This window comes from Variovorax sp. Varisp36, from assembly GCF_047304235.1.
In the GTDB taxonomy this organism is placed as follows: domain Bacteria; phylum Pseudomonadota; class Gammaproteobacteria; order Burkholderiales; family Burkholderiaceae_C; genus Variovorax.
This window is the reverse complement of sequence record NZ_JBGLYU010000003.1, coordinates 19874-41778: the sequence shown is the minus strand read 5'-3', so window position 1 is coordinate 41778 and position 21905 is coordinate 19874. Positions and strand designations below refer to the sequence as shown.

Genomic DNA, 21905 nt, shown 5'->3' with positions numbered 1-21905 from the left:
CTTGCAACATCGCGCGGACTTCATTGCCGCTCACCCTCACCCCAACCCTCTCCCCAAGGGGAGAGGGAGCAGGAGATCAGGGCGCGGCTGCAGGAGTCGCCGCAGCGGCAGGCCATGCCACTTCGCTCGCCACGCGCGGCTTGCCCATCGGCGCGGCGGCCTTGCCGATCTTGATCGCGGCCATGTCGGCTTCGCTCGGGTATTGGTCCATCAACCAGTAGTCGAACACGCGGCGCGCAATGGGCGCCGCGGCGCCGGCGCCCCAACCCGCGTTTTCCACGATCACCGCGACCGCGATCTTCGGATCGTTCACCGGTGCGAAGGCCATGAACAGCGCATGGTCGCGCTGATGCTCTTCGAGTGCGCGCGCGTTGTACTTGGTGTTCTGCGCCTGCGTCACCGCCTGCGCCGTGCCTGTCTTGCCGGCCGCCTGGTAGCCCGCGCCCGCGAACACACCGCGCGCGGTGCCGCTGGTGACCACGCTGGTCAGTCCCTCACGGACCACCGCCACGTTGGCTGCCGCAAAGCCGAGGTTTTCCGCCGGGGGCTGGGGCAGCGGAACCACCTGCCCGCTCACCGTGTTGCGCGTGGCCAGCACGAGGTGCGGCTTGTGCTTCATGCCCCCGTCGGCCACGATGGACGTGGCCTGCGCGAGCTGCAGCATCGTGAAGGCGTTGTAGCCCTGGCCGATGCCCAGCGAGATGGTCTCTCCCGCGTACCATTTTTTCTGCTCGGGCCGCTTGTAGGTGTTGCGCTTCCACTCGGTGCTCGGCAGCACACCGCGCACTTCGCCGCCCAGGTCGATGCCGGTGATCTGGCCGAAGCCCAGCGGCTTCATGAAGTCGTGGATCAGGTCCACGCCCATCTCGTTGGCCAACGAGTAGTAGTAGATGTTGCTCGACAGCTGGATCGAGCGGCGCATGTCGACGCCCCCGATGTTGCCTTCAGGGCTGCCGAAGCGGTGGCCGCCGAAGTTGAAATAGCCCGGGTCGTTGATCACCACGCTGGGCCCGCGCTTGCCCGTCTGCAGCGCGGCGAGCGCCATGAAGGGCTTGTAGGTCGAGCCGGGCGGGTAGGTGCCGCGCAGCGCGCGGTTCAGCAGCGGCTTGTCGATGGACTCGGTCAGCGCCGCCCAGCTTTCGTTGTCGATGCCTTCGACGAACAGGTTCGGGTCGAAGGTGGGCTTGCTCACGAAGGCCAGCACCTCGCCGGTCTTGGGGTCGATGGCCACCAGCGCGCCGCGGCGGTCGCCGAACATGTCTTCCACCAGCTTCTGCAGCTTGATGTCGAGCGACAGCATCACCGTGTTGCCCGGCGTGGCGGGGTGGCTCGCGAGCCGGCGCACGGCGCGCCCGCCGGCCGAGGTTTCCATCTGTTCCACGCCGGTCTGGCCGTGCAGCGTCTTCTCGTAGCTCTGCTCGATGCCGAGCTTGCCGATGTAGTCGGTGCCCTTGTAGTTGGCCTGGTCTTCCTCGTCCCAGTCTTCCATTGCGGTCTTCTCGCGCTGGTTGATGCGGCCGATGTAGCCGAGCACGTGCGAGGCCAGCTCCCCCTGCGGGTAGTTGCGGAACAGGCGCGCCTTGATCTCCACGCCCGGAAAGCGGTAGCGCTGCGCCGCGAAGCGCGCGACTTCCTCGTCGCTCAGGCGGGTGCGGATCGGAATGGAGTCGAAGCTGCGCGAATCCTCGCGCAGGCGCTTGAAGCGGCGGCGGTCGCGCGGCGAGACTTCGAGCACCTGCGTCAGGCTGTCGATGGTTTCCTCGACGTCGCCCACCTTCGAGGGCGTGATCTCCAGCGTGTAGGCCGAGTAGTTGGAGGCCAGCACGATGCCGTTGCGGTCGAGGATCAGCCCCCGGTTGGGCACCACCGGCACGATGGCCGTGCGGTTGCTCTCGGCCTGCTCGGCCAGGTCTTCGTGGCGCACGACCTGCAGGTACACCAGCCGCGCGCACAGCAGGCCGAAGGCAAACAGTACGGCAAGACCGATGACGATCACGCGGCGCTTGAAGCGCGCAAGGTCGGCGGCTACGTTGCGGATTTCGGTCATGCGGAGGGAGCTTAGGCGCGCGCAGGTGCGATGGCAAATGCGCCTCCCGAGCCGAACGGAAGCGGCGCGGATTCATCGCGAAACACCGCGGAACGGGCTTTGCCCGGCCGCTGGTGTTGCCCCCGGCGAGGGGGTTGGCGAAGCGACACGAAGTGCGCGAAGCCTGGGGGAGAGCTCATAGCGGACGGTTCTCGTCGGGTTCCGGGGTACGGCGCTGTGGTGCGAGCAGCAAGGCGGTGACCAGTGGCCAGAGCGCAGCCTCGATGGCAGGCGAGACCAGCACCGTCCAGCCCGGGAACACGCCGCCGCCGACCATCCGCGTGATGACCTCGATCAGCTGCGACAGCGCGAACAGCGGCAGCACCTGCAGCGCCTGCGACGCCACCGGGTACCAGAGCAGGCGCCGGTGGATGGTGATCGCAAAGAAGCCCAGCGTCGTATAGGCCAGCGCGTGCTGGCCCAGCATCGAGGCCTGGTGCACGTCCATGCACAGCCCGAACACGAAGGCCGCGCCGACGCCCACGCGTGCGGGCTGGTGCACGCCCCAGAACACGATCACCAGCGCCAGCAGGTCGGGCATCCAGACGGCGCGGCCAATGGGAATCATGTTGACGAGCAGCGCCACGATGAGGCTCGACCACATGAAGACGGGGCTGACGGGCAGCAGGAGCTGCTGCTGGCCGGGACGCTTGATCATTGGCGCGCTCCCGGCTTCTTCTCGTTCTTGCCCGCGCCGGGCTTGCCTTCAGGCCGCTTGCGCTGCGTGGCCGCCGCGGGCGCGGGCGGCGGCGCCATCGGGGCACCGGTGGGTTCGAGCACCAGCACGTAGCGCGCGGCCGTCACGTGGGCCAGCGGCACGCAGTAGATGCGGGCGAAGGCGGAGTCGGCGCGGCGCTCGATGCGCTCGATCTTCGCCACCGGCAGGCCGGCGGGATAGATGCCGTCGACGCCGCTGGTGGAGAGCAGGTCGCCCTCCTGCAGGTCGGCGTTGGCGGCCATGAAGCGCAGCTCCAGCCCGCCACCGTGGGCCGAGGCGTCGCCGAAGGCCACGCTGCGCACGCCGGTACGGGTGTTCTGCACGGGAATGGAAAGGTCGCGGTCGATCACCAGCGTGACCTCGCTCGTGAAGGGCAGCACCTGCGTGACCTGGCCGAGCACGCCGCGCGCGTCGATCACCGGCGAGCCGGGCGCCACGCCCTGGGTCATGCCCTGGTCGATGACGATCTTGCGGGTGTAGGGGTCGGCCGCGTCGTAGAGCACCTCCGCCGCGCGGCCCGGCGTCGTGGTGGTCTGGCGCAGTTCGAGCAGTTCGCGCAGGCGGGCGTTGTCCTGCGTCAGCGTGTCGGCCTGGGCGGCGCGTTCGGCCTGCATCATCAGCGCCTTGCGCGCGTCTTCCTCGTTGCGCTGGGCGGTCTGCAAGTCTTCGAGGTAGCGCCCGCCGCCGAGCACCGCCTGCACCGGCTTCATCGCCACCCATTGCACCGGGTAGAGCACCGCGCCGATACCCGCACGGATCGGCTGCACGATGCGGAAGCGTGAATCGGCCACCATGAGGAACAGGGCGAGCGCGCCGAAGAAGATCAGCTTGCTGAGTGCCGACTGCCCCTGGTTGAACAGGGGTGGCGCTGTGCGATCGAGCGTGCCCAGAGGCATGAATTCAGACCCGGCGGTGGTGCGGAATCAAATAACAAAAAGCCGGCCTGCGCAAGCAGAGGCCGGCCGATGATGGCTTTCGCGTTTTACTCGCTCGTGAAGATGCTGCCGAGACGGTCCATGCGCTCCAGCGCGATGCCGCAGCCGCGCACCACGCAGGTCAGCGGGTCTTCGGCCACCAGCACCGGCAGGCCGGTTTCCTCGGCCAGCAGGCGGTCGAGGTCGCGCAGCAGCGCGCCGCCGCCGGTCAGCATCATGCCGCGCTCGGCGATGTCGGCGCCCAGCTCGGGCGGCGTCTGTTCCAGCGCGTTCTTCACGGCCGAGACGATGTTGTTGAGCGGATCGGTCAGGGCTTCCAGCACTTCGTTGCTGCTGATGGTGAAGCTGCGCGGCACGCCTTCGGACAGGTTGCGGCCCTTGACTTCCATCTCCTTGACTTCGGAGCCCGGGAAGGCCGAGCCGATGTTCTTCTTGATGACTTCGGCCGTCGGCTCGCCGATCAGCATGCCGTAGTTGCGGCGGATGTAGTTGATGATGGCTTCGTCGAAGCGGTCGCCGCCCACGCGCACAGAGCCCTTGTAGACCATGCCGCCCAGGCTGATGACGCCCACCTCGGTGGTACCGCCGCCGATGTCCACCACCATCGAGCCCGAGGCTTCGCTGACGGGAAGGCCGGCGCCGATGGCTGCAGCCATGGGTTCCTCGATGAGATAGACGGAGGTGGCTCCAGCGGCTTCGGCCGCGTCCTTGATGGCGCGGCGCTCGACCTGGGTGGAGCCGCAGGGCACGCAGATGATGATGCGCGGGCTCGGCGTGAGCAGCGTGCGCGGGTGCACCATCTTGATGAACTGCTTGATCATCTGCTCGGTGATCACGAAGTCGGCGATCACGCCGTCCTTCATCGGGCGGATCGCCTCGATGTTGCCGGGCACCTTGCCCAGCATGGCCTTGGCTTCGCGGCCGACGGCCTGGATCACCTTCTTGCCGTGGGGGCCGCCTTCGTGGCGGATCGCGACAACCGAGGGTTCGTCCAGCACGATGCCCTTGTTGCGGGCGAATATCAGGGTGTTGGCGGTGCCGAGGTCGATCGCAAGGTCGGTGGAAAAGTACCGACGGAAAGCTCCAAACATGTGCGGAATCCTCTGAGCACGGCCTGCGCATCGGCAGGTCGTCGCTCTATTTTTTGGGTCGTGTGACGGGGTGAATTGATCGTTTTTGGCGCAAAAGCCGGCGTGTTCGCGGGGGTTGCGGCAAAGGCGGGATAATAACCGAATCCCCTCTGGTTCCTGTATTAGCACCCGTTTCGGCGTGCGATTACCCCCGCTTTTTTTGGCCGTCCCGACCTATGTCACTCTCCGCTTCAGATATTGCGCGCATTGCCTCGCTGGCGAGGCTGCAGCTTGCTTCCGGTGAAAGCGAGCGCATGCTCAGCCAGATCAACGGCTTCTTCGATTTAGTCGAACGTATGCGTTCCGTCGACACCACCGGCGTCGAGCCGCTGGCCCATCCCGTGGCCGCGCTCGAAGACATCACGCTGCGCCTGCGCGACGACGTGGTGAGCGAACCGAACAACCGCGAAGCCAACCAGAAGAGCGCCCCGGCCGTCGAAGCCGGCCTGTTCCTCGTGCCGAAGGTGATCGAATAATGAGCGGCGAACAATTGCACCAGATGGGCGTGGTCGCCCTGGCCCGCGCCCTGGCCGAACGCAAGGTCTCGGCCGTCGAAGCCTCGCAGGCGTTCCTGGGCCGCATGAAGGCGCACGAATCGCTGGGCACTTTTGTCGACATCAATGAAGAAGTCACGCTGGCCCAGGCCCGCGCCGCCGACACACTGATCGCCAAGGGCAATGCCCCCGCACTGGCCGGCGTGCCGATCGCGCACAAGGACATCTTCGTCACCACCGATTTCGCCACCACCGCCGGCTCGAAGATGCTCGCGGGCTACCGCTCACCCTTCGACGCGACCGTGGTGCGCCGCCTGGCCGAAGCCGGCGCGGTCACGCTTGGCAAGCTCAGCTGCGACGAGTTCGCGATGGGCTCGGCCAACGAGAACGTCGCCGTGCCCGCCGTCGGCCACGACACCGCCGTGCCGGTGCAGAACCCGTGGAACCGCGAGCGCATTCCGGGCGGCTCGTCCGGCGCCAGCGCGGCGGCCGTCGCGGCACGCCTGGCCCCCGCGGCCACCGGCACCGACACCGGCGGCTCGATCCGCCAGCCCGCGTCGTTCTGCGGCGTGACCGGCATCAAGCCGACCTACGGCCGCGCCTCGCGCTACGGCATGGTGGCCTTCGCATCGAGCCTCGACCAGGCCGGCCCGATGGCCCGCTCGGCCGAAGACTGCGCGCTGCTGCTGTCGGCCTTCTGCGGCCCCGACCTCGACCGCGATTCGACCTCGCTCGACAAGCCCGCCGAGAACTTCGGCCGCTCGCTGAACGACTCGCTCGACGGCCTGCGCATCGGTGTGCCGAAGGAGTTCTTCGGCGAAGGCGTGGCGCCCGGCGTACGCGCGGCCATCGATGCGGCGCTCTCGCAGTACGAGAAGCTCGGCGCGAAGCGCGTCGAGGTGAGCCTGCCGCGCACCGAGCTGTCGATTCCGGTGTACTACATCCTCGCCGCGGCCGAGGCCTCGAGCAACCTGAGCCGCTTCGACGGCGTCAAGTTCGGCCACCGCGCGAAGCAGTACAAGGACCTCGCCGACATGTATGAGAAGACGCGCGCCGAAGGCTTCGGCGACGAAGTGAAGCGCCGCATCATGATCGGCACCTACGTGCTCTCGCACGGCTACTACGACGCCTACTACCTGCAGGCGCAGAAAGTGCGCCGCATGATCGCCGACGACTTCCAGCAGGCCTTCAAGCAGTGCGACGTGATCGCCGGCCCCGCCGCGCCCACCACCGCCTGGAAGATCGGCGAGCACGGCGGCGACCCCGTGGCCGACTACCTCGCCGACATCTTCACGCTGCCCGCATCGCTGGCCGGCCTGCCCGGCATGAGCGTGCCTGCGGGCTTCGACGGCGGCATGCCCGTGGGCCTGCAGCTGATCGGCAACTACTTCGGCGAAGCGAAGCTGCTGAACGCAGCGCACCGCTTCCAGCAGGCCACGGACTGGCACGCACGCACGCCGGGGGGCTTTTGAGATGAGCGAAACCGTGAACACATTCGAAGCACAACAACAGGGCCGCCCGACCGGCCCGCTGGTGCGCGGCTATGAAGTCATCATCGGCTTCGAGACGCACGCGCAGCTGTCGACCGCGAGCAAGATCTTCAGCCGCGCCTCCACCGCCTTCGGCGCCGAGCCCAACACGCAGGCCTGCGCGGTCGACCTCGCGCTGCCCGGCACGCTGCCCGTGATGAACAAGGGCGCGGTCGAACGCGCCATCAAGCTCGGCCTGGCGCTGGGCTCGCACATCGCGCCGCGCAGCGTGTTTGCGCGCAAGAACTACTTCTACCCCGACCTGCCCAAGGGCTACCAGATCAGCCAGTTCGAGATTCCCGTGGTACAGGGCGGCACGGTGTCGTTCTTCCTCGGCGAAGAGCAGAAGACCGTGCGCCTCGTGCGCGCCCACCTCGAAGAAGACGCGGGCAAGTCGCTGCACGAGGACTTCATCGGCCAGAGCGGCATCGACCTGAACCGCGCCGGCACGCCGCTGCTTGAAATCGTGACCGAGCCCGACATGCGCTCCACCGCCGAGGCCGTGGCCTATGCGAAGGAACTGCACAAGATCGTCACCTGGATCGGCATCTGCGACGGCAACATGCAGGAAGGCAGCTTCCGCTGCGACGCCAACGTGTCGGTGCGCAAGCCCGGCGACAAGCTAGGCACGCGCCGCGAGATCAAGAACCTGAACAGCTTCAAGTTCATGCAACAGGCGATCGACTACGAGATCCGCTGGCAGATCGAGGAGATCGAGGACGGCCGCAAGATCGAGCAGGCCACCGTGCTGTTCAACCCCGACACCGGCGAGACGCGCGCGATGCGCGCCAAGGAAGACTCGGCCGACTACCGTTACTTCCCCGACCCGGACCTGCCGCCGCTGGTCATCGCTGCCGACTGGATCGAGCGCGTGAAGGCCACCATGCCCGAGCTGCCGCGCGCGATGGCCGAGCGCTATGTGCGCGAGCACGGCCTGTCGGCATACGACGCCGCCCAGCTCACGCAGAGCGCTGCGCTGGCCGCCTACTTCGACGAAGCCGTGAACGCGGGCGCCACGCCCAAGCTCGCGAGCAACTGGATCACCGGCGAGATGGCGCGCCGCCTGAACGCCGCCGAGATCGGCATCGAGGCCGCGCCGGTGAAGGCGCAGCAGCTGGCCCAACTGGTGAAGCGCATCGCCGACGGCACACTGCCGAACAACGCCGCGCGCCAGGTGTTCGACGCGCTGTGGACCGGCGAAGGCAGCGATGTCGACGCGATCATCGAGGCCAAGGACCTGAAGCCGATGGCCGACACCGGCGCGCTCGACAGGATCCTCGACGAGGTGATCGCGAAGAACGCCAAGAACGTCGAGGAATACCGCGGCGGCAAAGAGAAGGCGCTCAACGCCCTCGTGGGCCAGGTCATGAAGGCCAGCGGCGGCAAGGCCAATCCGGCGCAAGTCACCGAGTTGCTCAAGGCGAAGCTCGGCTAAGGCCCTTCGGGGAACACCGCGGAACCGGCTTCGCCGGGCCGCCGGTGTTGCCCCCGGCAGGGGGGGCGGGCGAAGCGACACGAAGTGCGCGAAGCCTGGGGGGTTACCTGGGATTCCCGCCGTTCTGCGGCGACCACAGCGTTTTCAAGCGCGTGCGCTCTTCATCGAAGCGCGCATTCACCCGCTTCTTCTCTTCTTCCTGCTCACCGATGAAGCGATTCTGCACCGCCACGCTCTGCGTGTTGTCTTCGAGCTTGCGGCGCACCGCGCCCGGCGCCTTGCTCGTGTCCTGCTTGTAGAACTCGAGCTCCTCGTCGATCTTCTTGCGGTCTTCGCCGAGTTCGGCGATGCGCTTCTTCGCGGCCTGCGTCACTGCGTCGATCTGAGACAGCGCCTCGGCGCGTTCACGGTCGTGCGTGGCGGCATTGGGGTAGCGCACCAGCAGGGCCCGCTCGCGGCGGCGCTCGTCGGTCTGGCGCGCGGCCTGGATGGCGGCCTCGCGGGCGCGGTCCTCGCGCTCCTGCAGTTCGCGCGCGGTATAGGTCGGCTCGACCTTGCGGCGGGTGGAGCCGCTCGGGTTCAGCTCGCGCTGCTCGCGGTCGCTGCACTCGGCAATCGGCCGGTCGGCGGTCAGCGTGCGGCCACGGGCGTCGGTGCAGGTGTAGATGCCGGGGGAGGCGCCCTCCACTTTCGGGGACTGCGCCTGCAGCGCGCCGCAGAACGAAGAAACAACCAGGAACAGGGAGGCCGACACCAACCGGCGGCTCGGCATGCCAGGGGCGCTTGCGTCGTGCATCGGGCGGCCTTGCCTCAGCTGGCGCCGTAGCGCGTGCGGTAGGCCAGCACGCGCTCGCGGTGCGCGCCCAGGTCGGCCGCGGCATTGCCCGAGAGGTAGCTCAGCAGGTCGTCCAGCGTGGCGATGGCGATCACCGACAGGCCGAGCTGGTTGCGCACGTACTGCACGGCGCTGTGGTCCACGTCGACGCCGTTCTCGGTCGCCTTCTCCTGCCGGTCGAGCGCGATGGCCACGGCATGCGGCGTGGCGCCGGCCGCCTGGATCGCCGCAATCGACTCGCGCACCGCGGTGCCGGCCGACATCACGTCGTCGACGATCAGCACGCGGCCCTTGAGCGGGGCGCCCACGAGGTTGCCGCCCTCGCCGTGCGCCTTGGCTTCCTTGCGGTTGTAGGCAAAGGGGTAGTTGCGTCCGCGTCGCGCGAGTTCCGCGGCCACCGTGGCGCCCAGCGGGATGCCCTTGTAGGCGGGGCCGAAGATCATGTCGAATTCGAGCCCGCTCTCGATCAGCCGGTCTGCATAGAATCCGGCGAGCCGGGCGATCTTGCCGCCGTCGTCGAAGAGTCCCGAATTGAAGAAATACGGGCTCATCCGGCCCGCCTTGGTCTTGAATTCGCCAAAGCGCAGCACGCCGGCATCCAGGGCGAACTGGACGAAGTCCTGTGCAACCGCGCTGCTTTTCTCACCATCTACAGCCATCGGGAATTCCTTGTGTTCAAACTGACCAGTCTCAATCTCAATGGCCTGCGTTCGGCCGCTACCAAAGGCGTGGCCGACTGGGTGGCCGAACTTGCGCCGGATTGTATTTGCATGCAGGAGATACGCGTCCAGGCCAGCGACATCGAGGGCCGGTTCGAGGAAATGGCCGGCCTCAAGGGCCATTTCCACTTCGCCGAGAAGAAGGGCTACGCCGGTACCGCCGTGTACACCAAGCACGCTCCGAGCCAGGTCGTGGTGGGCTGGGGCGACGCCGAGTTCGACGCCGAGGGCCGGTATCTCGAACTGCGCTTCGACACACCCAAGCGCAAGTTCTCCGTCATCAGCTGCTACTTCCCGAGCGGCAGCTCGGGCGAGGAGCGCCAGGAAGCCAAGTTCCGCTTCCTCAAGGGCTTCTTCCCGCACCTCGTGGCGCTGAAGAAGGAGCGCGAGTTCGTGCTGTGCGGCGACATCAACATCGCCCACAAGGAGATCGATTTGAAGAACTGGCGCGGCAACCAGAAGAACAGCGGCTTCCTGCCCGAGGAGCGCGCCTGGATGACGAAGCTGCTCGACGCCGGCGCCGAGGGCGCGGGCCTGGTGGACGTCTATCGCATGCTCAAGCCCGACACCACGGCCGAGGCCTACACCTGGTGGAGCAACCGCGGCCAGGCCTATGCGAACAACGTGGGGTGGCGGCTCGACTACCACCTGGCCACGCCGAAGTTCGCGGCGCTGGCGCGGAGCGAGCAAATCTACAAAACCGTGAAGTTTTCGGACCATGCGCCGATCACCGTGGACTACGACTTCAAGCTGTAGGTCATCATCCGGGTCCGATGCCGCTGCCAGCACCCGCTACCAATCCTTCGCCAGCCAACGCCTATCTGCCACGCGACGTGGTCAACGCGCCCGAGGTCAAGGCAGCGATCATCCGGCGCAGCACTGAACGGGGCGACGAGCCCGACATGGGAGCCTGGCTGCGCAACCATTTCTTCCGCTGGGCGATCGGCAGCTTCGAACATGTGCTGCCGCTGCGATCGATTGCCGACTTTCAAGCCGTGACCGGCACGGGCGATTCCGTGCCGGAGTGGTTGGTCAAGCTCTTGCAGCCGTCCGCTACCGGGGCCGGCAAGGACTGCTGGTATCTCGACCCCGAGCATCTTCTACTGATCGAACGCGAGCGCGTGCTGGTCGAGTTTCTGCGCTCGCGGCGTGGCACACGGCTCGAACAGAAGCTGCAACGCATCAACTGCTTCATGGCGCTGACGATGTGGGAGCAAGAGCACCAGCGCATGCAGTCCCGCCGAAGCAAGGGCTGGGTCCCCAGCAGCGGCTTGGCCCTGCGCGAAGTACTGCGCACGCCCAACGGCGTGATCTTCGAATTTGACGGCCAGCATGCCGCGCTGCGCGAGGAAATGGCGTACGAGTCGTACCACATGCAGCACTGCCTTGGCCAGTTCGCCAGCCTCAAGAAGCTCAGCGGCGGCTATGGAGAGCAGTACGCACAGGCGGCGCAGGATGGCCGGCTGCGGCTGTTCACGCTGCGCAGCGCGGGCAACATGCCGCATGTGACCATCAGCCTTGCCGTGTATCCGGACGGCTTGCGCGTGGACCAGATCAAGGGCAAGCAGAACCGCCACCCGATCCGCAAGTATGCGGACGACGTGCTGCAGTTCCTGCGTACCGTTCCGCCACGGGGCGAACGGCATCCCGACTGCGAAGGCATGGGCCTGGTGTTCGAGCCCCAGGCAGCCGCCCAAGAGCCATCCGCCGGCCAATGGAAGTTCGTGACCGAGGTGGTCGACGCCAACTACCTGCTCAGCGTGATGAGCGCCAACTTCCACCTGGCCGAGCACTTCGAGCAACCGCCGGCCGCGTTGCAATGGTTGCTGCTGCGCATTGCGCCAGGCGAGCTGGCGCGGCTTCGGCAGATCGACCCCGGGGTGGCTGCAGCTGCGCGCCTCATGCTGCCGCAGGACGCGCTGCCGGCCGCACTGCGGGAGATGCCCGCCGGCGCCTGCGAGATCGAGGGCATTCCGCTCGATCTCGCCCGGAAAGGCTCCACGTGTTGACGGCGCTCGCATGGCTCGCGGGTCTGGCAGTGCTTTTCATCGTGCTGCGTACGGCGGCCATCTTGTGGGGCTTGGCGCGCGATGGCGACCAGCAGGACGGCCGCGACACGGCCTTGCCCGCCAGGGGTGGTCTTGCGCTGCGAGCCGTCCGAGCCAAGGCCGACGCCGCGCCACCCAACCGCCGCCGCTGGGCTCTCGCGCTCGGCGACATTCTGTCGATCCGCAATGGACTGCCATGCAATGGCGACACGCTGACGCTCGACCTTCCCGCAGACAGGCGTGAACAGCTCGGGCGTCAAGTGCTGCGCGAGATGAACATCGCTGCCGACCTGCCCGCCTCCGCCATCGGCGCACGCATGCAGGAAGCGCTCGACGGCTGGGTCGGGGGCCTGGGGCGCTCGCACGACGGCTTCTACGAGCAGCTCGCCGCGCAGGGCCGCGTACGCGACGCGCTGGCGTTCGATTGCGCACGCACGGCCTTTCTGGTGCGTTGCATCGCCCACCTCGGCTGGGTGCCGGAGACACGCGCCTGGCTGGTGCTCTTTCTCAACGCGCAGCGCGCGCAGGACAGTTTCGAGAGCTGGGAAGACTTCGGCCTGGCCTATGCCCGGGCACGCGAGCACTGGCTGCGCATGAGCAACCAGGACGGCCCCGCCTCGACACGCGCCATGATGGAAGTGCACGAGCACCTTCGCAACACCGAAGGCAGCTGGCTCGCCCTGCCCTGGAAGCGCTATCGCATCTTCGACCCTCAGCCTGGACCCGCCTGACGAGGGCTGGTGTCTCATTTCTCTTTTTCACCTCACACCATGACTACAGCTGCACTCGTTCCTTCGCCGTGGAAAGTCTGCGACGCCAGCGCATTGCTGCGTGCGGGCGACTACGCCGCACTCGACCAGCTCTTCGATGAGGCGCTTGCCGCGAGTTTTCATGATCGTGCCAGCGAAGAGCGCTACTACGGCGCACTGCCCGCCGACCTGAAGGACTGCATCGACGCCGGCGCCGAAGGACTGGCGCTTCTGCGCGCCTGGCAGACGGCCCGTCCGGAGTCGGCGCATGCATGGCTGAGCGAGGCGCACTACTGGTTCCACTGGGCCTACGAGTACCGAGGCTCCGGCTGGTCGAGCACGGTGACCGAGCTGGGATGGACCTGCGCCCACGCCTGCTGCACACACGCGGCGGTCTGTGCCATTCAGGCGCTGGAGCGAAGCCCCACGCTGTGGAGCGCTCCCGCACTGCTGATGCAGAGCGTGGCCGCGTTCAACGAGCCCGAGTGGCTTTCGGAACTGGTGCGCAGCGGCCGCAGTTCGATCGGCGAGCTGGCGCACGACCTGCCGGTCGAAGGCATGCCTGCCGACACTCGCGACGAATTGCTGGCCATGCTCGCACGCTCCGGCATCCGCGCCGATGAACGCATTGCCTGCCCTCAGACCGCACCCGAATCCCTGCCCCCACCGATGCAAGGCAAGAAACTGCTGAACGGCAGGCAGTACTGGATGCACGCCACGATCCATCTGCACCCACGGCTGTTTTTCTTTCTGCGCCAATGCATCTGGTTCATGCAGCCACGGTGGGGCGGCAGCCACGACCGGGTCCGAGCCTTCATCGCTTCGCCCACTTGCGCGCACCTGAACGAGATCGAGAAAGATCGACTGCGCCATGAGATCTGGCGCGACGACTATCTGGAGAACGAGGTGGACGAGGACGATGACCCGGAGGACGTTCGCCACTGGATCGCGGCCACCCGCAAGCGCGCCGAAGAAGCCCTGTATCCCTATCACCGATGGGAGGCCCTGTACTGGATCTCCAGCGCCCACTACGGACGCAACGACCTGCCGCAAGCCCTCGCCTGCCTGAAGCAAGCAGAGGCGCACTGGCCCATCGACGACGACGAGGCCATGGCCAGGGCAGTCATGCTTTGCTGCAAACTCGAGCCGCAGGATCCGTCCTGGCTGGGACAAGCCATCGTGCGCAGCGCCAACGCCGGCGAATCCATTGCCGCGATGATCCTCCATGGATACTGCACCCTGAAGGGCCTGCTGGGCTTCGTGCAGAACGCGGCAACCGCGGAGGCCTGGTTCGATGCCGCTCGCCGGCAAGCCCCGGGCTCGCTCGCATGGAACAAGGTGGCCTACGCGTTCCGCAGGGGCAATCGCGAGTCGGATGCATTCGAACTGGCGACCATGGGCCTGGCGGCAGGCGGTGATTCCTGCGACTACCTGCTCGGTCTGTTCCACGAGGACGGAGTGCACGTTGCGCCCGACCTGGGGAAGGCCATTTCCTACTACCGCCAGACGGCCGAAAGTGGGGGCAACATGGGGGCATACAAGCTGGGTTACGCCAGCTACAACCTCGGCCACGCCACAAAGGAACCGACCGAGCGTTCACGTCTCCTGCGGCAGGCCGTGGAAGCCGCTCGCCAGGCACACGAGCTGGGCCATACCGAGGGCCTGGAGAGCATGCTGATGTTCATCGGCGCGCTGGAAGACATTCCAGCGCGCCATGAATACGTCGAGCTGGTACGCGAACACGCGCGACAAGGGGATGCCACCGCCATGGCCACGATGTCGGTGCTGCTGGCCGACAACGACGACAAGAAGCTCTACGACTACCGCGAAAGCGTGCGATGGATCATGGGCGCACAGGCTGTGGCCCCCGAAAGCGACTACGTCCGGAACGTGACGAAGAACTATCACCAGGACGGCTTCCTGTCGTCCACGCTCTACAAACTCACACGGCGCCAGATCAAGGCGCATGAGATCCCCGGCGCCGACAACGCAATGGTCTGACCTTCAGCGCGACAACTCCGGCAGCGCCTTCTCCAGCGTCGCGACGAAGGCCTGCATCGCCTCCGTCTCGTACGCCCCGCGCTTGGTGATGCGGTAGAAGTCCAGCCCCACCTTCGGCTTGATCAGCACGTCGGTGCGCACGCGATGCCGGCGGCAGGCGGCGAGCGCGAAGGTGGGCATCACGGCCGTGCCGAAGCCGGCTTCCACCATCGAGATCAGCGTGCCGAAGAAGTTGAAGACGGTGCGCTGCGCGTCGGCGCGGCCGATGGCGGCGAGGTGCTGGTCGATGACTTTCTGGATCGGATTGCCGGGTGGCAGGCCGACGAGTTCGGTGCCGCGCAATGCCGACCAGGGGGCGGTGCCTACGGCCTGCGGCTCTCCAGCCTCCACGCGCATCAGGTGAAAGCGCCCCACCGGTTCGCGCGCCAGACCCGGCGCGGCCTTGAAGAAGAAGCCCAGGCCCACGTCGGCCTCGCCGGCCGCCACCATCGCCTCCACGTCGCGCAGGTCGGCGTCGAACAGGCGCAGGCTCACCTGCGGATGGGCCAGGCGGAAGCTGGCGAACACCTGCGGCAGCAGGTTCGACGACACCAGCGGCGTGGCCGCGATGCGCAGCGTCTGGCGTGCCGCGTCGCCCTCGGCGCTCAGCTCGGCCGCCACGTCGTCGAGGTCGGTCACCATGCGCTCCACCACCGGCAGCAGGCGCCGGCCCGCGGGCGTGAGGCTCACCACGCGCGTGGTGCGGTCGAAGAGGCGGCAGCCCAGCTGCTTCTCCATTTCGCGGATCAGGATGCTGAGCCCGGCCTGCGTGATGTGCGTCTGCTCGGCCGCGCGCGTGAAGTTGCCGACACGCGCCACCTGCAGGAAGGCGCGCAGCTGGCGGGTCGATAGATTCATATGGATTGATGATAAATCCATATCACATCTAAATTTCTCAAATGATCCAGCCGGGTTCCTAATGCGGGCCGAGACAAGAACGCACGCAACGACCGATCAGATCACCATGAGCAACGAAGTCATCATCCTGGGCGCCGGCATCGGCGGCCTGACCCTCGCGCTGAGCCTGCACCAGGCCGGCATTCCCTGCCGCGTGTACGAAGCCGTGCCCGAGCTCAAGCCGCTGGGCGTTGGCATCAACCTGCTGCCGCACGCGGTGCGCGAGCTCACCGAACTCGGGCTGCTGGAGGCCCTCGACAAGGTGGGCGTGCGCACAAAGGAAGCCGTGTTCTTCACCGAGCACGGCCAACTGGTCTTTCGCGAGGCGGCGGGCCGGCATGCGGGCTACGACTGGCCGCAGTTCTCCATCCACCGCGGCGACCTGCAGACCGTGCTGTACGAAGAGACGCTGAAGCGCCTGGGCCCCGACAGCGTGGTGTGCGGCCGCCGCTGCACGCACGTGGAGCAGGACGCGGAAGGCGTCACGGTGCATTTCGCCGACGGCGCGCCGCCGGTGCGCGGCGCCGTCGCGGTGGGCTGCGACGGCATCCACTCGGCGCTGCGCAAGCAACTCTATCCGGGCGAAGGGGCACCGCGCTACTCGGGCGTGAACATGTGGCGCGGCACCGCGCGCTGGAAGCCTTTTCTCTCGGGCGGCAGCATGGTGCGCGCGGGCTGGCTGTCGGTCGGCAAGATGGTGATCTACCCGATCCGCGACAACATCGACGCCGAGGGCAACCAGCTGGTGAACTGGGTGGCCGAGATCCACGCGCCCCAACCCGCCATGCGCGACTGGAGCCGCGCGGGCCGCCTCGAAGACTTCCTGCCGGCCTTTGCGGACTGGCATTTCGACTGGCTTGACGTGCCGGCGCTGATCCTCGCCTCCGACACCATCCTCGAGTACCCGATGGTCGACCAGGACCCGCTGCCGCGCTGGACGCACGGCCGCCTCACGCTGCTGGGCGACGCCGCACACCCGATGGTGCCGCGCGGCTCCAACGGCGCAGGCCAGGCGATCATCGACGCGCGCTTTCTCGCAGGCGCGCTGAAGAAGCAGGGCGTCGGCACCGCTGCGCTCGAAGACTACGACCGCGTGCGCGTCAAGGCCACCACCGACGTGGTGCTGACCAACCGCAGCAATCCGCCCGACGCCATCCTGCGCGAGGTGTTCGAGCGCTCGGGCGGCAAGCGCTTCGACCGCATCGAAGAGGTGGTGCCGGTCGCCGAGCTGCAGGCCATCTCGGACAACTACAAGCGCGTGGCCGGCTACGACCCGGCGGCCCTGAAGGCGCGCGCTTCCTATCTTTGAACCTGAACTGGCAACCCACAGAAGAACACGGAGACAGACAGACCATGCGCTCGCTGATCAAGAAATCCCTCGCCGCCCTGCTCGTCGCGGCCAGTGCCACCACCGCCTTCGCCTGGCCCGACCAACCCATCACGCTGGTGGTGCCCTACACCCCCGGCACCGGCATCGACCTGATCGCCCGCCAGCTCTCGGCACGCCTGCCCGCGAAGCTGGGCCAGCCGGTGATCGTGGAGAACGTGGCCGGCGCCAGCGGCAACATCGGCAGCGAGCGCGTGGCGCGCGCCAAGCCCGACGGCTACACGCTGCTGGTGCAGGTCAACACGCTGGTCATGAACCGCAGCCTCTACCGCTCGTTGAGCTACGACCCGGTGGCCGACTTCGCACCGGTGTCCCTCACCTCGTGGGGCACGCTGCTGCTGGTGACCAACCCGAACGTACAGAAGGTGTCGTCGGTGCAGCAGATGGTGAGCGCAGCCAAGGCCGAGCCCGGCAGGCTGACCTACGCCACGCCGGGCGTGGGCACGCCACACCACCTGTCGATGGCGCTGCTCATGCAGGGCACCGGCACCGATCTGCTGCACGTGCCCTACAAGGGCACGGCCGGCGCGGTGACCGACCTGCTCGGCGGGCGCATCGACTACATGTTCCTGCCGGTGCACGTGGCGCTGCAGCACATCCAGGCCGGCAAGCTCAAGGCCATCGCCACCGGCAGCGGCAAGCGCCTGCCGCAACTGCCCGACGTGCCCACGCTCGCAGAGGCCGGCGTGACCGCCGACAACGTCGACATGTGGTACGGCGTGCTCGCGCCCAAGGGCACGCCCGCGGACGTGGTGGCGCGGCTCAACAAGGAGATCGCGGCGGTGCTGAAGCAGCCCGAGGTGGCGAAGTCCTTCGAGTCGCAAGGCATGGTGCCGGCGAGCTCGACGCCGGCGGAGTTCGGCGCGCTGCTGAAGAAGGATGCGGACCGCTGGGCCACGGTGGTGAAGCGCGGCAATATCACCGCGGACTGATCGGCTCTCCCCCAGGCCGCGCGCACTTCGTGTCGCTACGCCCCCCTTCCGGGGGCAACACCTGAGGCCCGGCAAAGCCGGTTCCTCGGTGTTCCTGGAATCTGGTTTCGGGGCGCACGACCGTCAGTCAGTCAGCGCGTTGCCCCGGCCTTCCCCGCATGCCGCGCCAGATGCACCTGGTGCAGCGTGATCTTGCGCACCTCCGCCTGGCTGGTCTCGATATGCGCCCGCAGCAGCATCGCGGCCTGGTCGCCGCGGTTCGCGCGCACGGCTTTCAATATCTTGGCGTGCTCGTCGTAGGTGGCGTCGATGCGCGGCTGCTTGGTGAAGTCGAGGCGGCGGATGATGCGGATCCGGTCGGTCACGTCGCCGTGAACGCGAGCCATCTCGGCGTTGCCGGCGGCGGCCACCAGCGAGCAGTGGAATGCTTCGTCCCACTGCGCCACCTGCGCCATGTCGGTGCTGCGCTGTGCCGCGGGCACCAGCCAGATGTCGGCCAGCGTCTCCAGAAGGCGGCGGTCGATGTGGCGGTCGGTCTCGCAGAGGCGGTGCACGGCGGTGGTCTCGAGCACCATGCGCAGGTCGTAGAGCTGCTCGAACTGGTCGAAGTCGAAGGGCAGCACGCGCCAGCCGCTGCGGAACAGCACCTCGACGAAACCCTCCTGCTGCAGCCTGAACAGCGCCTGCCGCACCGGCGTGCGCGACACGCCGAGCCGGTCGCTGATCTCGCTCTCGGTGAAGCGGTCGCCCGGCACGAGGATGAAATCGGCCACGTCGCGCTTGAGCTGAGCGTAGACCTCGTCGGCCCGCGTGCGGAAGACCGCCGCATCGGGAGCGGCAACAGAAGTTTCAGAGTGGGTGCGGGCAGTAGACACGTTGGAATGGTAGTCGCAGGCCGATGCGTCAAGAAGGGCGGCCATTCATCAGCGCCGCCAGCAGCGCCGCGCCCGGCGCCGTCCAGCCGACGATGCCGCCCTGCGCGCGCACCATGTCGAGCGTGGCCGCCTTGAACGCGGGAAAGTAGCTTTCGGTGCAATCCTCCAGCAGCAGGCAGTCGTAGCCCCGGTCGTTGGCTTCGCGCATGCTGGTCTGCACGCAGACCTCGGTGGTGACGCCGCCGAACAGCAGGTGCGTGATGCCCCGCGCCTGCAGCAGCTCGTGCAGGCCGGTGGCGTAGAAAGCGCCCTTGCCCGGCTTGTCGATCACGATCTCGCCGTCGATGGGCGCCAGCGCTTCGATGATCTGGTTGCCCGGTTCGCCGGCCACAAGGATGCGCCCCATCGGCCCTTCGTCGCCGATGCGCAATGTGGGGTTGCCGCGATTGCGCTTGGCCGGCGGGCAATCGGAAAGATCGGCCTTGTGCGCCTCGCGCGTGTGCACGACGAGGCCGCCCGCCTCCCGCCACGCTTCCAGCACGGCTTTCGTCGCCGGGACGATGGCTTCGAGCAACGCCACGTCGTTGCCCAGCGTCTCGCCGAAGCCGCCAGGCTCGATGAAGTCGCGCTGCATGTCGATGAGGACCAGCGCGGTCTTCGCTACATCGAATTCGTACGGAAAGGGGTTTGCTTCTTCTATGCGCATGCTGGTTCTCAAGAATGTCCCGGACCAAGACGGCCCTCACCCCACCACCGAGCCCGGCGGGCGGTGCCCAAGAAACATGCAGAGCACTCATGCCACAACCTCATGATGCCCACCCCCCATGTGCGCCCCGATCACATGCCGCTCGGCCCCGGCGGCCGAAGTCTCGAACACGATCCGCCCTTCGCTCATCACCACGATGCGGTCCGCCAGCTCCAGCAGCTCGTCGAGGTCCTCGCTGATGAGCAGCACTGCCCCGCCCTTCTCACGCACCTGCACGATGCGCGAATGAATTTCAGCGACGGCCGCGAAGTCCAGCCCGAACACCGGGTTCGCCGCGATCAGCACATTGATGTCGCCCGCCAGCTCACGCGCCAGCACCGCGCGCTGCACATTGCCGCCCGAGAGGCTGCGGATCGGCGCGCCCTCGCCCCGCGTCTTCACGCCGTATTCGCCGATCCACTCGCGCGCCCGACTGCGCCAGCGCGGAAAGTTCAGCACGCCGCCGCGCGACAGCGGCGGCCGGTCGAAGTCGCGCAGCGCCATGTTCTCCGCGACGCTGAGATCGCCGACGCATGCGTTGCGCAGCGGCTCCTCCGGCAGGCTGCGCACCTTGAGCTCGCGGTTCTCGGCGCGGCGCGCGGCGTAGGGCTGCCCCATCACCGCGACCTTGCCTGCAAGTCGCGGCCGTTGCCCCACCAGCACCTCGACCAACTCGCGCTGCCCGTTGCCCGAGACACCGGCCACGCCGAGGATCTCCCCGGCGCGCACCGACAGGCTCAGCTCGTGCAGCGCCAGCGTTCCGCGATCGCCCTGCGCCTTCAGCCCTTCGACCTTCAATGCAACGGATGCACCAGCCGGTACGAGCTTCCTGGTCACGGCGGACTGCTGCGGCGAAACAGCCTGCTCACCACCCATCATGGCCTGCGCCAGTTGCGCCGGAGTGGTATCGGCCACGCGGCAATGGTGCACCGCCTTGCCGCGCCTGAGCACCGTCACGCTGTCTGCATACGCCATCACCTCGCGGAACTTGTGCGTGATGATGAGCACGGTGCACAGCCCGCTGCGCGCGAACTCGCGCACATGGCCCAGCACCTCGTCGGCCTCCTGCGGCGTGAGCACCGAGGTCGGCTCGTCGAGTATCAGCAGGCGCGGCTTCAGGTAGAGCTGCTTGAGCAGTTCGAGCTTCTGCTTCTCGCCCGCCGCGAGTTCGGCAGGCCGCGCGTCGAGGTCGAGGCTGAACGGCGTGGTCGCCAGGAAGCCCTGCAGCTCCGCGCGCTTGCTCTTCCAGTCGATCACCGCCGGCGTCTTTCCGCCCGCCAGCAGCAGGTTCTCGGCCACCGTCATGCCCGGCGCCAGCGTGAAGTGCTGGTAGACCATGCCGATGCCCAGCGCGCGCGCCACGATCGGGTTGGCGATGTCCTGCTCGCGCCCGTCGATCAGGATGCTGCCCTCCTCCGCGCGCTGGAAGCCGGCCACGCACTTCACCAGCGTGCTCTTGCCCGCGCCGTTCTCGCCCAGCAGCGCATGCACCGTGCCGGGCTCGACGCGCATCGTCACGCGGTCCATCGCGGTGAAGTCGCCGAAGCGCTTGGTGAGTTGATACGTGTCCAGCGCGAGCGCGCCGCTGCCCGCCGGCAGGCCTCCGATGGCACGGGAGGAAGAAGACGCGGCGCCCATCGCGGTCAGTCCAGCGCGGCCAGCAGCGCCTGCGAGGTGGCGTGCGCGCCGAAGACGCCACCCTGCATCGTGATCATCTTCAGCGCTGCGAGGTGGTTGCCGTAGTCCGTGGCCGCGGTGCAATCCGACAGCAGCAGGCACTCGAAGCCACGGTCGTTGGCGTCGCGCATCGTGGTGTGCACGCACACGTCGGTGGTGATGCCCGCGAGGATGATGTTCTCGATGCCGCGCGTGCGCAGGATCAGCTCCAGGTCGGTCGCGTAGAACGAACCCTTGCCTGGCTTGTCGATGATCACCTCGCCCGGCATCGGCGCCAGCTCGGGAATGATTTCCCAGCCGGGCTCGCCACGCACCAGGATGCGCCCGCAGGGCCCGTCGTCGCCGATGCCCACGCCGTTCGCACCGATCTGCCGCGAGCGCCAGCGCTTGTTGGCCGGCAGGTCGCCGAGGTCGGGCCGGTGGCCCTCGCGCGTGTGGATGATGTGATAGCCCAGCGGACGCAGCGCTGCCAGCGTTCGCGCGATCGGCTGGATCGGCGCCTGCACCAGCGACAGGTCGTAGCCCATCACGTCGACATACCCGCCCTTGCCGCAGAAGTCGGTCTGCATGTCGATGACGATCAGCGCGGTGTTGTCGGGGCGCATGTTCGCGTTGTAGGGCCAGGCGTAGGGCTCGGCGGCGACGGTCTTCGTCGATGTCGTCGTTTCGGTCAT

Annotated in this window: 20 protein-coding genes; 9 read left to right on the top strand and 11 right to left on the bottom strand. The window is 67.5% G+C overall.

Annotation, left to right across the window (positions count from 1 at the left end; translation table 11 throughout):
• Positions 1–76: 76 nt before the first annotated feature.
• From mrdA to ACCD11_RS02960, 4 genes are all read right to left on the bottom strand, one after another.
• Positions 77–2047, bottom strand: a complete 1971-nt coding sequence (mrdA, locus tag ACCD11_RS02975; protein ID WP_007833442.1) for a penicillin-binding protein 2 — start codon at positions 2045–2047, stop codon at positions 77–79.
• Between the two features lie 175 nt (positions 2048–2222).
• The gene (gene mreD, locus ACCD11_RS02970; protein ID WP_007833440.1) at positions 2223–2744 is read right to left on the bottom strand and encodes a rod shape-determining protein MreD; all 522 of its coding nucleotides are present in this window, start codon (positions 2742–2744) and stop codon (positions 2223–2225) included.
• On the bottom strand, positions 2741–3700 hold the full coding sequence (mreC, locus tag ACCD11_RS02965) for a rod shape-determining protein MreC (RefSeq protein ID WP_007833437.1): 960 nt from the start codon (positions 3698–3700) through the stop codon (positions 2741–2743). The genes mreD and mreC overlap by 4 nt, the downstream gene beginning before the upstream one ends.
• 86 nt (positions 3701–3786) lie before the next feature.
• The gene (locus ACCD11_RS02960; RefSeq protein ID WP_007833435.1) at positions 3787–4830 is read right to left on the bottom strand and encodes a rod shape-determining protein; all 1044 of its coding nucleotides are present in this window, start codon (positions 4828–4830) and stop codon (positions 3787–3789) included.
• Positions 4831–5045: 215 nt separating this feature from the next.
• Between ACCD11_RS02960 and gatC the strand changes: the two genes are divergently transcribed.
• Genes gatC through gatB form a run of 3 tightly spaced genes read left to right on the top strand, consistent with a single transcriptional unit; the run spans position 5046 to position 8327 of the window.
• Complete coding sequence (gene gatC, locus ACCD11_RS02955) at positions 5046–5345, top strand: Asp-tRNA(Asn)/Glu-tRNA(Gln) amidotransferase subunit GatC (protein ID WP_007833433.1); 300 nt, start codon at positions 5046–5048, stop codon at positions 5343–5345.
• Positions 5345–6835 (top strand): Asp-tRNA(Asn)/Glu-tRNA(Gln) amidotransferase subunit GatA, encoded by a 1491-nt coding sequence (gatA, locus tag ACCD11_RS02950; RefSeq protein ID WP_413312273.1) that lies wholly within the window; start codon positions 5345–5347, stop codon positions 6833–6835. The genes gatC and gatA overlap by 1 nt, the downstream gene beginning before the upstream one ends.
• Before the next feature lies 1 nt (position 6836).
• Entirely contained in the window at positions 6837–8327 is a 1491-nt protein-coding gene (gene gatB, locus ACCD11_RS02945; protein ID WP_007833429.1) for an Asp-tRNA(Asn)/Glu-tRNA(Gln) amidotransferase subunit GatB, read from the top strand.
• A gap of 103 nt (positions 8328–8430) precedes the next feature.
• On the opposite strand, the gene ACCD11_RS02940 is transcribed toward gatB, so the two are convergent.
• Together ACCD11_RS02940 and pyrE are read right to left on the bottom strand one after the other, a co-directional pair.
• Positions 8431–9123, bottom strand: coding sequence for a DUF4124 domain-containing protein (locus ACCD11_RS02940; protein WP_413312271.1), 693 nt, complete (start codon positions 9121–9123; stop codon positions 8431–8433).
• A gap of 14 nt (positions 9124–9137) precedes the next feature.
• Entirely contained in the window at positions 9138–9821 is a 684-nt protein-coding gene (pyrE, locus tag ACCD11_RS02935; protein WP_007838033.1) for an orotate phosphoribosyltransferase, read from the bottom strand.
• Positions 9822–9833: 12 nt separating this feature from the next.
• On the opposite strand from pyrE, the gene ACCD11_RS02930 reads away from it, so the two are divergent.
• Genes ACCD11_RS02930 through ACCD11_RS02915 form a run of 4 tightly spaced genes read left to right on the top strand, consistent with a single transcriptional unit; the run spans position 9834 to position 14679 of the window.
• Complete coding sequence (locus tag ACCD11_RS02930) at positions 9834–10637, top strand: exodeoxyribonuclease III (RefSeq protein WP_301503818.1); 804 nt, start codon at positions 9834–9836, stop codon at positions 10635–10637.
• A 17-nt stretch (positions 10638–10654) separates the two neighbouring features.
• Entirely contained in the window at positions 10655–11890 is a 1236-nt protein-coding gene (locus ACCD11_RS02925) for a hypothetical protein (protein ID WP_413312269.1), read from the top strand.
• Entirely contained in the window at positions 11884–12660 is a 777-nt protein-coding gene (locus ACCD11_RS02920) for a DUF1266 domain-containing protein (protein ID WP_413312267.1), read from the top strand. Before ACCD11_RS02925 ends, ACCD11_RS02920 begins: the two co-directional genes overlap by 7 nt.
• A 39-nt stretch (positions 12661–12699) precedes the next feature.
• The gene (locus tag ACCD11_RS02915; RefSeq protein WP_413312265.1) at positions 12700–14679 is read left to right on the top strand and encodes a DUF4034 domain-containing protein; all 1980 of its coding nucleotides are present in this window, start codon (positions 12700–12702) and stop codon (positions 14677–14679) included.
• A gap of 3 nt (positions 14680–14682) precedes the next feature.
• On the opposite strand, the gene ACCD11_RS02910 is transcribed toward ACCD11_RS02915, so the two are convergent.
• Positions 14683–15576, bottom strand: a complete 894-nt coding sequence (locus tag ACCD11_RS02910) for a LysR family transcriptional regulator (protein WP_413312264.1) — start codon at positions 15574–15576, stop codon at positions 14683–14685.
• 106 nt (positions 15577–15682) lie between these two features.
• Between ACCD11_RS02910 and ACCD11_RS02905 the strand changes: the two genes are divergently transcribed.
• Positions 15683–16924 carry a flavin-dependent oxidoreductase gene (locus ACCD11_RS02905; RefSeq protein ID WP_413312262.1) on the top strand — a complete coding sequence of 414 codons (1242 nt, stop codon included), beginning with the start codon at positions 15683–15685 and terminating at the stop codon, positions 16922–16924.
• A 44-nt stretch (positions 16925–16968) separates the two neighbouring features.
• Positions 16969–17934, top strand: a complete 966-nt coding sequence (locus ACCD11_RS02900) for a tripartite tricarboxylate transporter substrate binding protein (protein WP_413312260.1) — start codon at positions 16969–16971, stop codon at positions 17932–17934.
• Between the two features lie 131 nt (positions 17935–18065).
• Here ACCD11_RS02900 and ACCD11_RS02895 read toward each other — a convergent pair whose 3' ends face one another.
• From ACCD11_RS02895 to ACCD11_RS02880, 4 genes are all read right to left on the bottom strand, one after another.
• Complete coding sequence (locus ACCD11_RS02895; RefSeq protein WP_413312259.1) at positions 18066–18809, bottom strand: GntR family transcriptional regulator; 744 nt, start codon at positions 18807–18809, stop codon at positions 18066–18068.
• Between the two features lie 28 nt (positions 18810–18837).
• A complete protein-coding gene (locus ACCD11_RS02890; RefSeq protein WP_413312258.1) occupies positions 18838–19515 on the bottom strand; it encodes a cysteine hydrolase family protein in 678 nt (225 codons plus the stop codon).
• A gap of 87 nt (positions 19516–19602) precedes the next feature.
• Positions 19603–21192 (bottom strand): ABC transporter ATP-binding protein, encoded by a 1590-nt coding sequence (locus ACCD11_RS02885; RefSeq protein WP_413312257.1) that lies wholly within the window; start codon positions 21190–21192, stop codon positions 19603–19605.
• Positions 21193–21197: 5 nt separating this feature from the next.
• Positions 21198–21905 carry a cysteine hydrolase family protein gene (locus ACCD11_RS02880; protein ID WP_413312255.1) on the bottom strand — a complete coding sequence of 236 codons (708 nt, stop codon included), beginning with the start codon at positions 21903–21905 and terminating at the stop codon, positions 21198–21200.

What these genes read in the sequence shown, in the direction of transcription:
- mrdA (WP_007833442.1), bottom strand. Translation starts at nt 2,047, where the DNA reads ATGACCGAAATCCGCAACGTAGCCGCCGACCTTGCGCGCTTCAAGCGC.
- mreD (WP_007833440.1), bottom strand. Translation starts at nt 2,744, where the DNA reads ATGATCAAGCGTCCCGGCCAGCAGCAGCTCCTGCTGCCCGTCAGCCCC.
- mreC (WP_007833437.1), bottom strand. Translation starts at nt 3,700, where the DNA reads ATGCCTCTGGGCACGCTCGATCGCACAGCGCCACCCCTGTTCAACCAG.
- ACCD11_RS02960 (WP_007833435.1), bottom strand. Translation starts at nt 4,830, where the DNA reads ATGTTTGGAGCTTTCCGTCGGTACTTTTCCACCGACCTTGCGATCGAC.
- gatC (WP_007833433.1), top strand. Translation starts at nt 5,046, where the DNA reads ATGTCACTCTCCGCTTCAGATATTGCGCGCATTGCCTCGCTGGCGAGG.
- gatA (WP_413312273.1), top strand. Translation starts at nt 5,345, where the DNA reads ATGAGCGGCGAACAATTGCACCAGATGGGCGTGGTCGCCCTGGCCCGC.
- gatB (WP_007833429.1), top strand. Translation starts at nt 6,837, where the DNA reads ATGAGCGAAACCGTGAACACATTCGAAGCACAACAACAGGGCCGCCCG.
- ACCD11_RS02940 (WP_413312271.1), bottom strand. Translation starts at nt 9,123, where the DNA reads ATGCACGACGCAAGCGCCCCTGGCATGCCGAGCCGCCGGTTGGTGTCG.
- pyrE (WP_007838033.1), bottom strand. Translation starts at nt 9,821, where the DNA reads ATGGCTGTAGATGGTGAGAAAAGCAGCGCGGTTGCACAGGACTTCGTC.
- ACCD11_RS02925 (WP_413312269.1), top strand. Translation starts at nt 10,655, where the DNA reads ATGCCGCTGCCAGCACCCGCTACCAATCCTTCGCCAGCCAACGCCTAT.
- ACCD11_RS02915 (WP_413312265.1), top strand. Translation starts at nt 12,700, where the DNA reads ATGACTACAGCTGCACTCGTTCCTTCGCCGTGGAAAGTCTGCGACGCC.
- ACCD11_RS02910 (WP_413312264.1), bottom strand. Translation starts at nt 15,576, where the DNA reads ATGAATCTATCGACCCGCCAGCTGCGCGCCTTCCTGCAGGTGGCGCGT.
- ACCD11_RS02905 (WP_413312262.1), top strand. Translation starts at nt 15,683, where the DNA reads ATGAGCAACGAAGTCATCATCCTGGGCGCCGGCATCGGCGGCCTGACC.
- ACCD11_RS02900 (WP_413312260.1), top strand. Translation starts at nt 16,969, where the DNA reads ATGCGCTCGCTGATCAAGAAATCCCTCGCCGCCCTGCTCGTCGCGGCC.
- ACCD11_RS02890 (WP_413312258.1), bottom strand. Translation starts at nt 19,515, where the DNA reads ATGCGCATAGAAGAAGCAAACCCCTTTCCGTACGAATTCGATGTAGCG.
- ACCD11_RS02885 (WP_413312257.1), bottom strand. Translation starts at nt 21,192, where the DNA reads ATGGGCGCCGCGTCTTCTTCCTCCCGTGCCATCGGAGGCCTGCCGGCG.
- ACCD11_RS02880 (WP_413312255.1), bottom strand. Translation starts at nt 21,905, where the DNA reads ATGACCGAAACGACGACATCGACGAAGACCGTCGCCGCCGAGCCCTAC.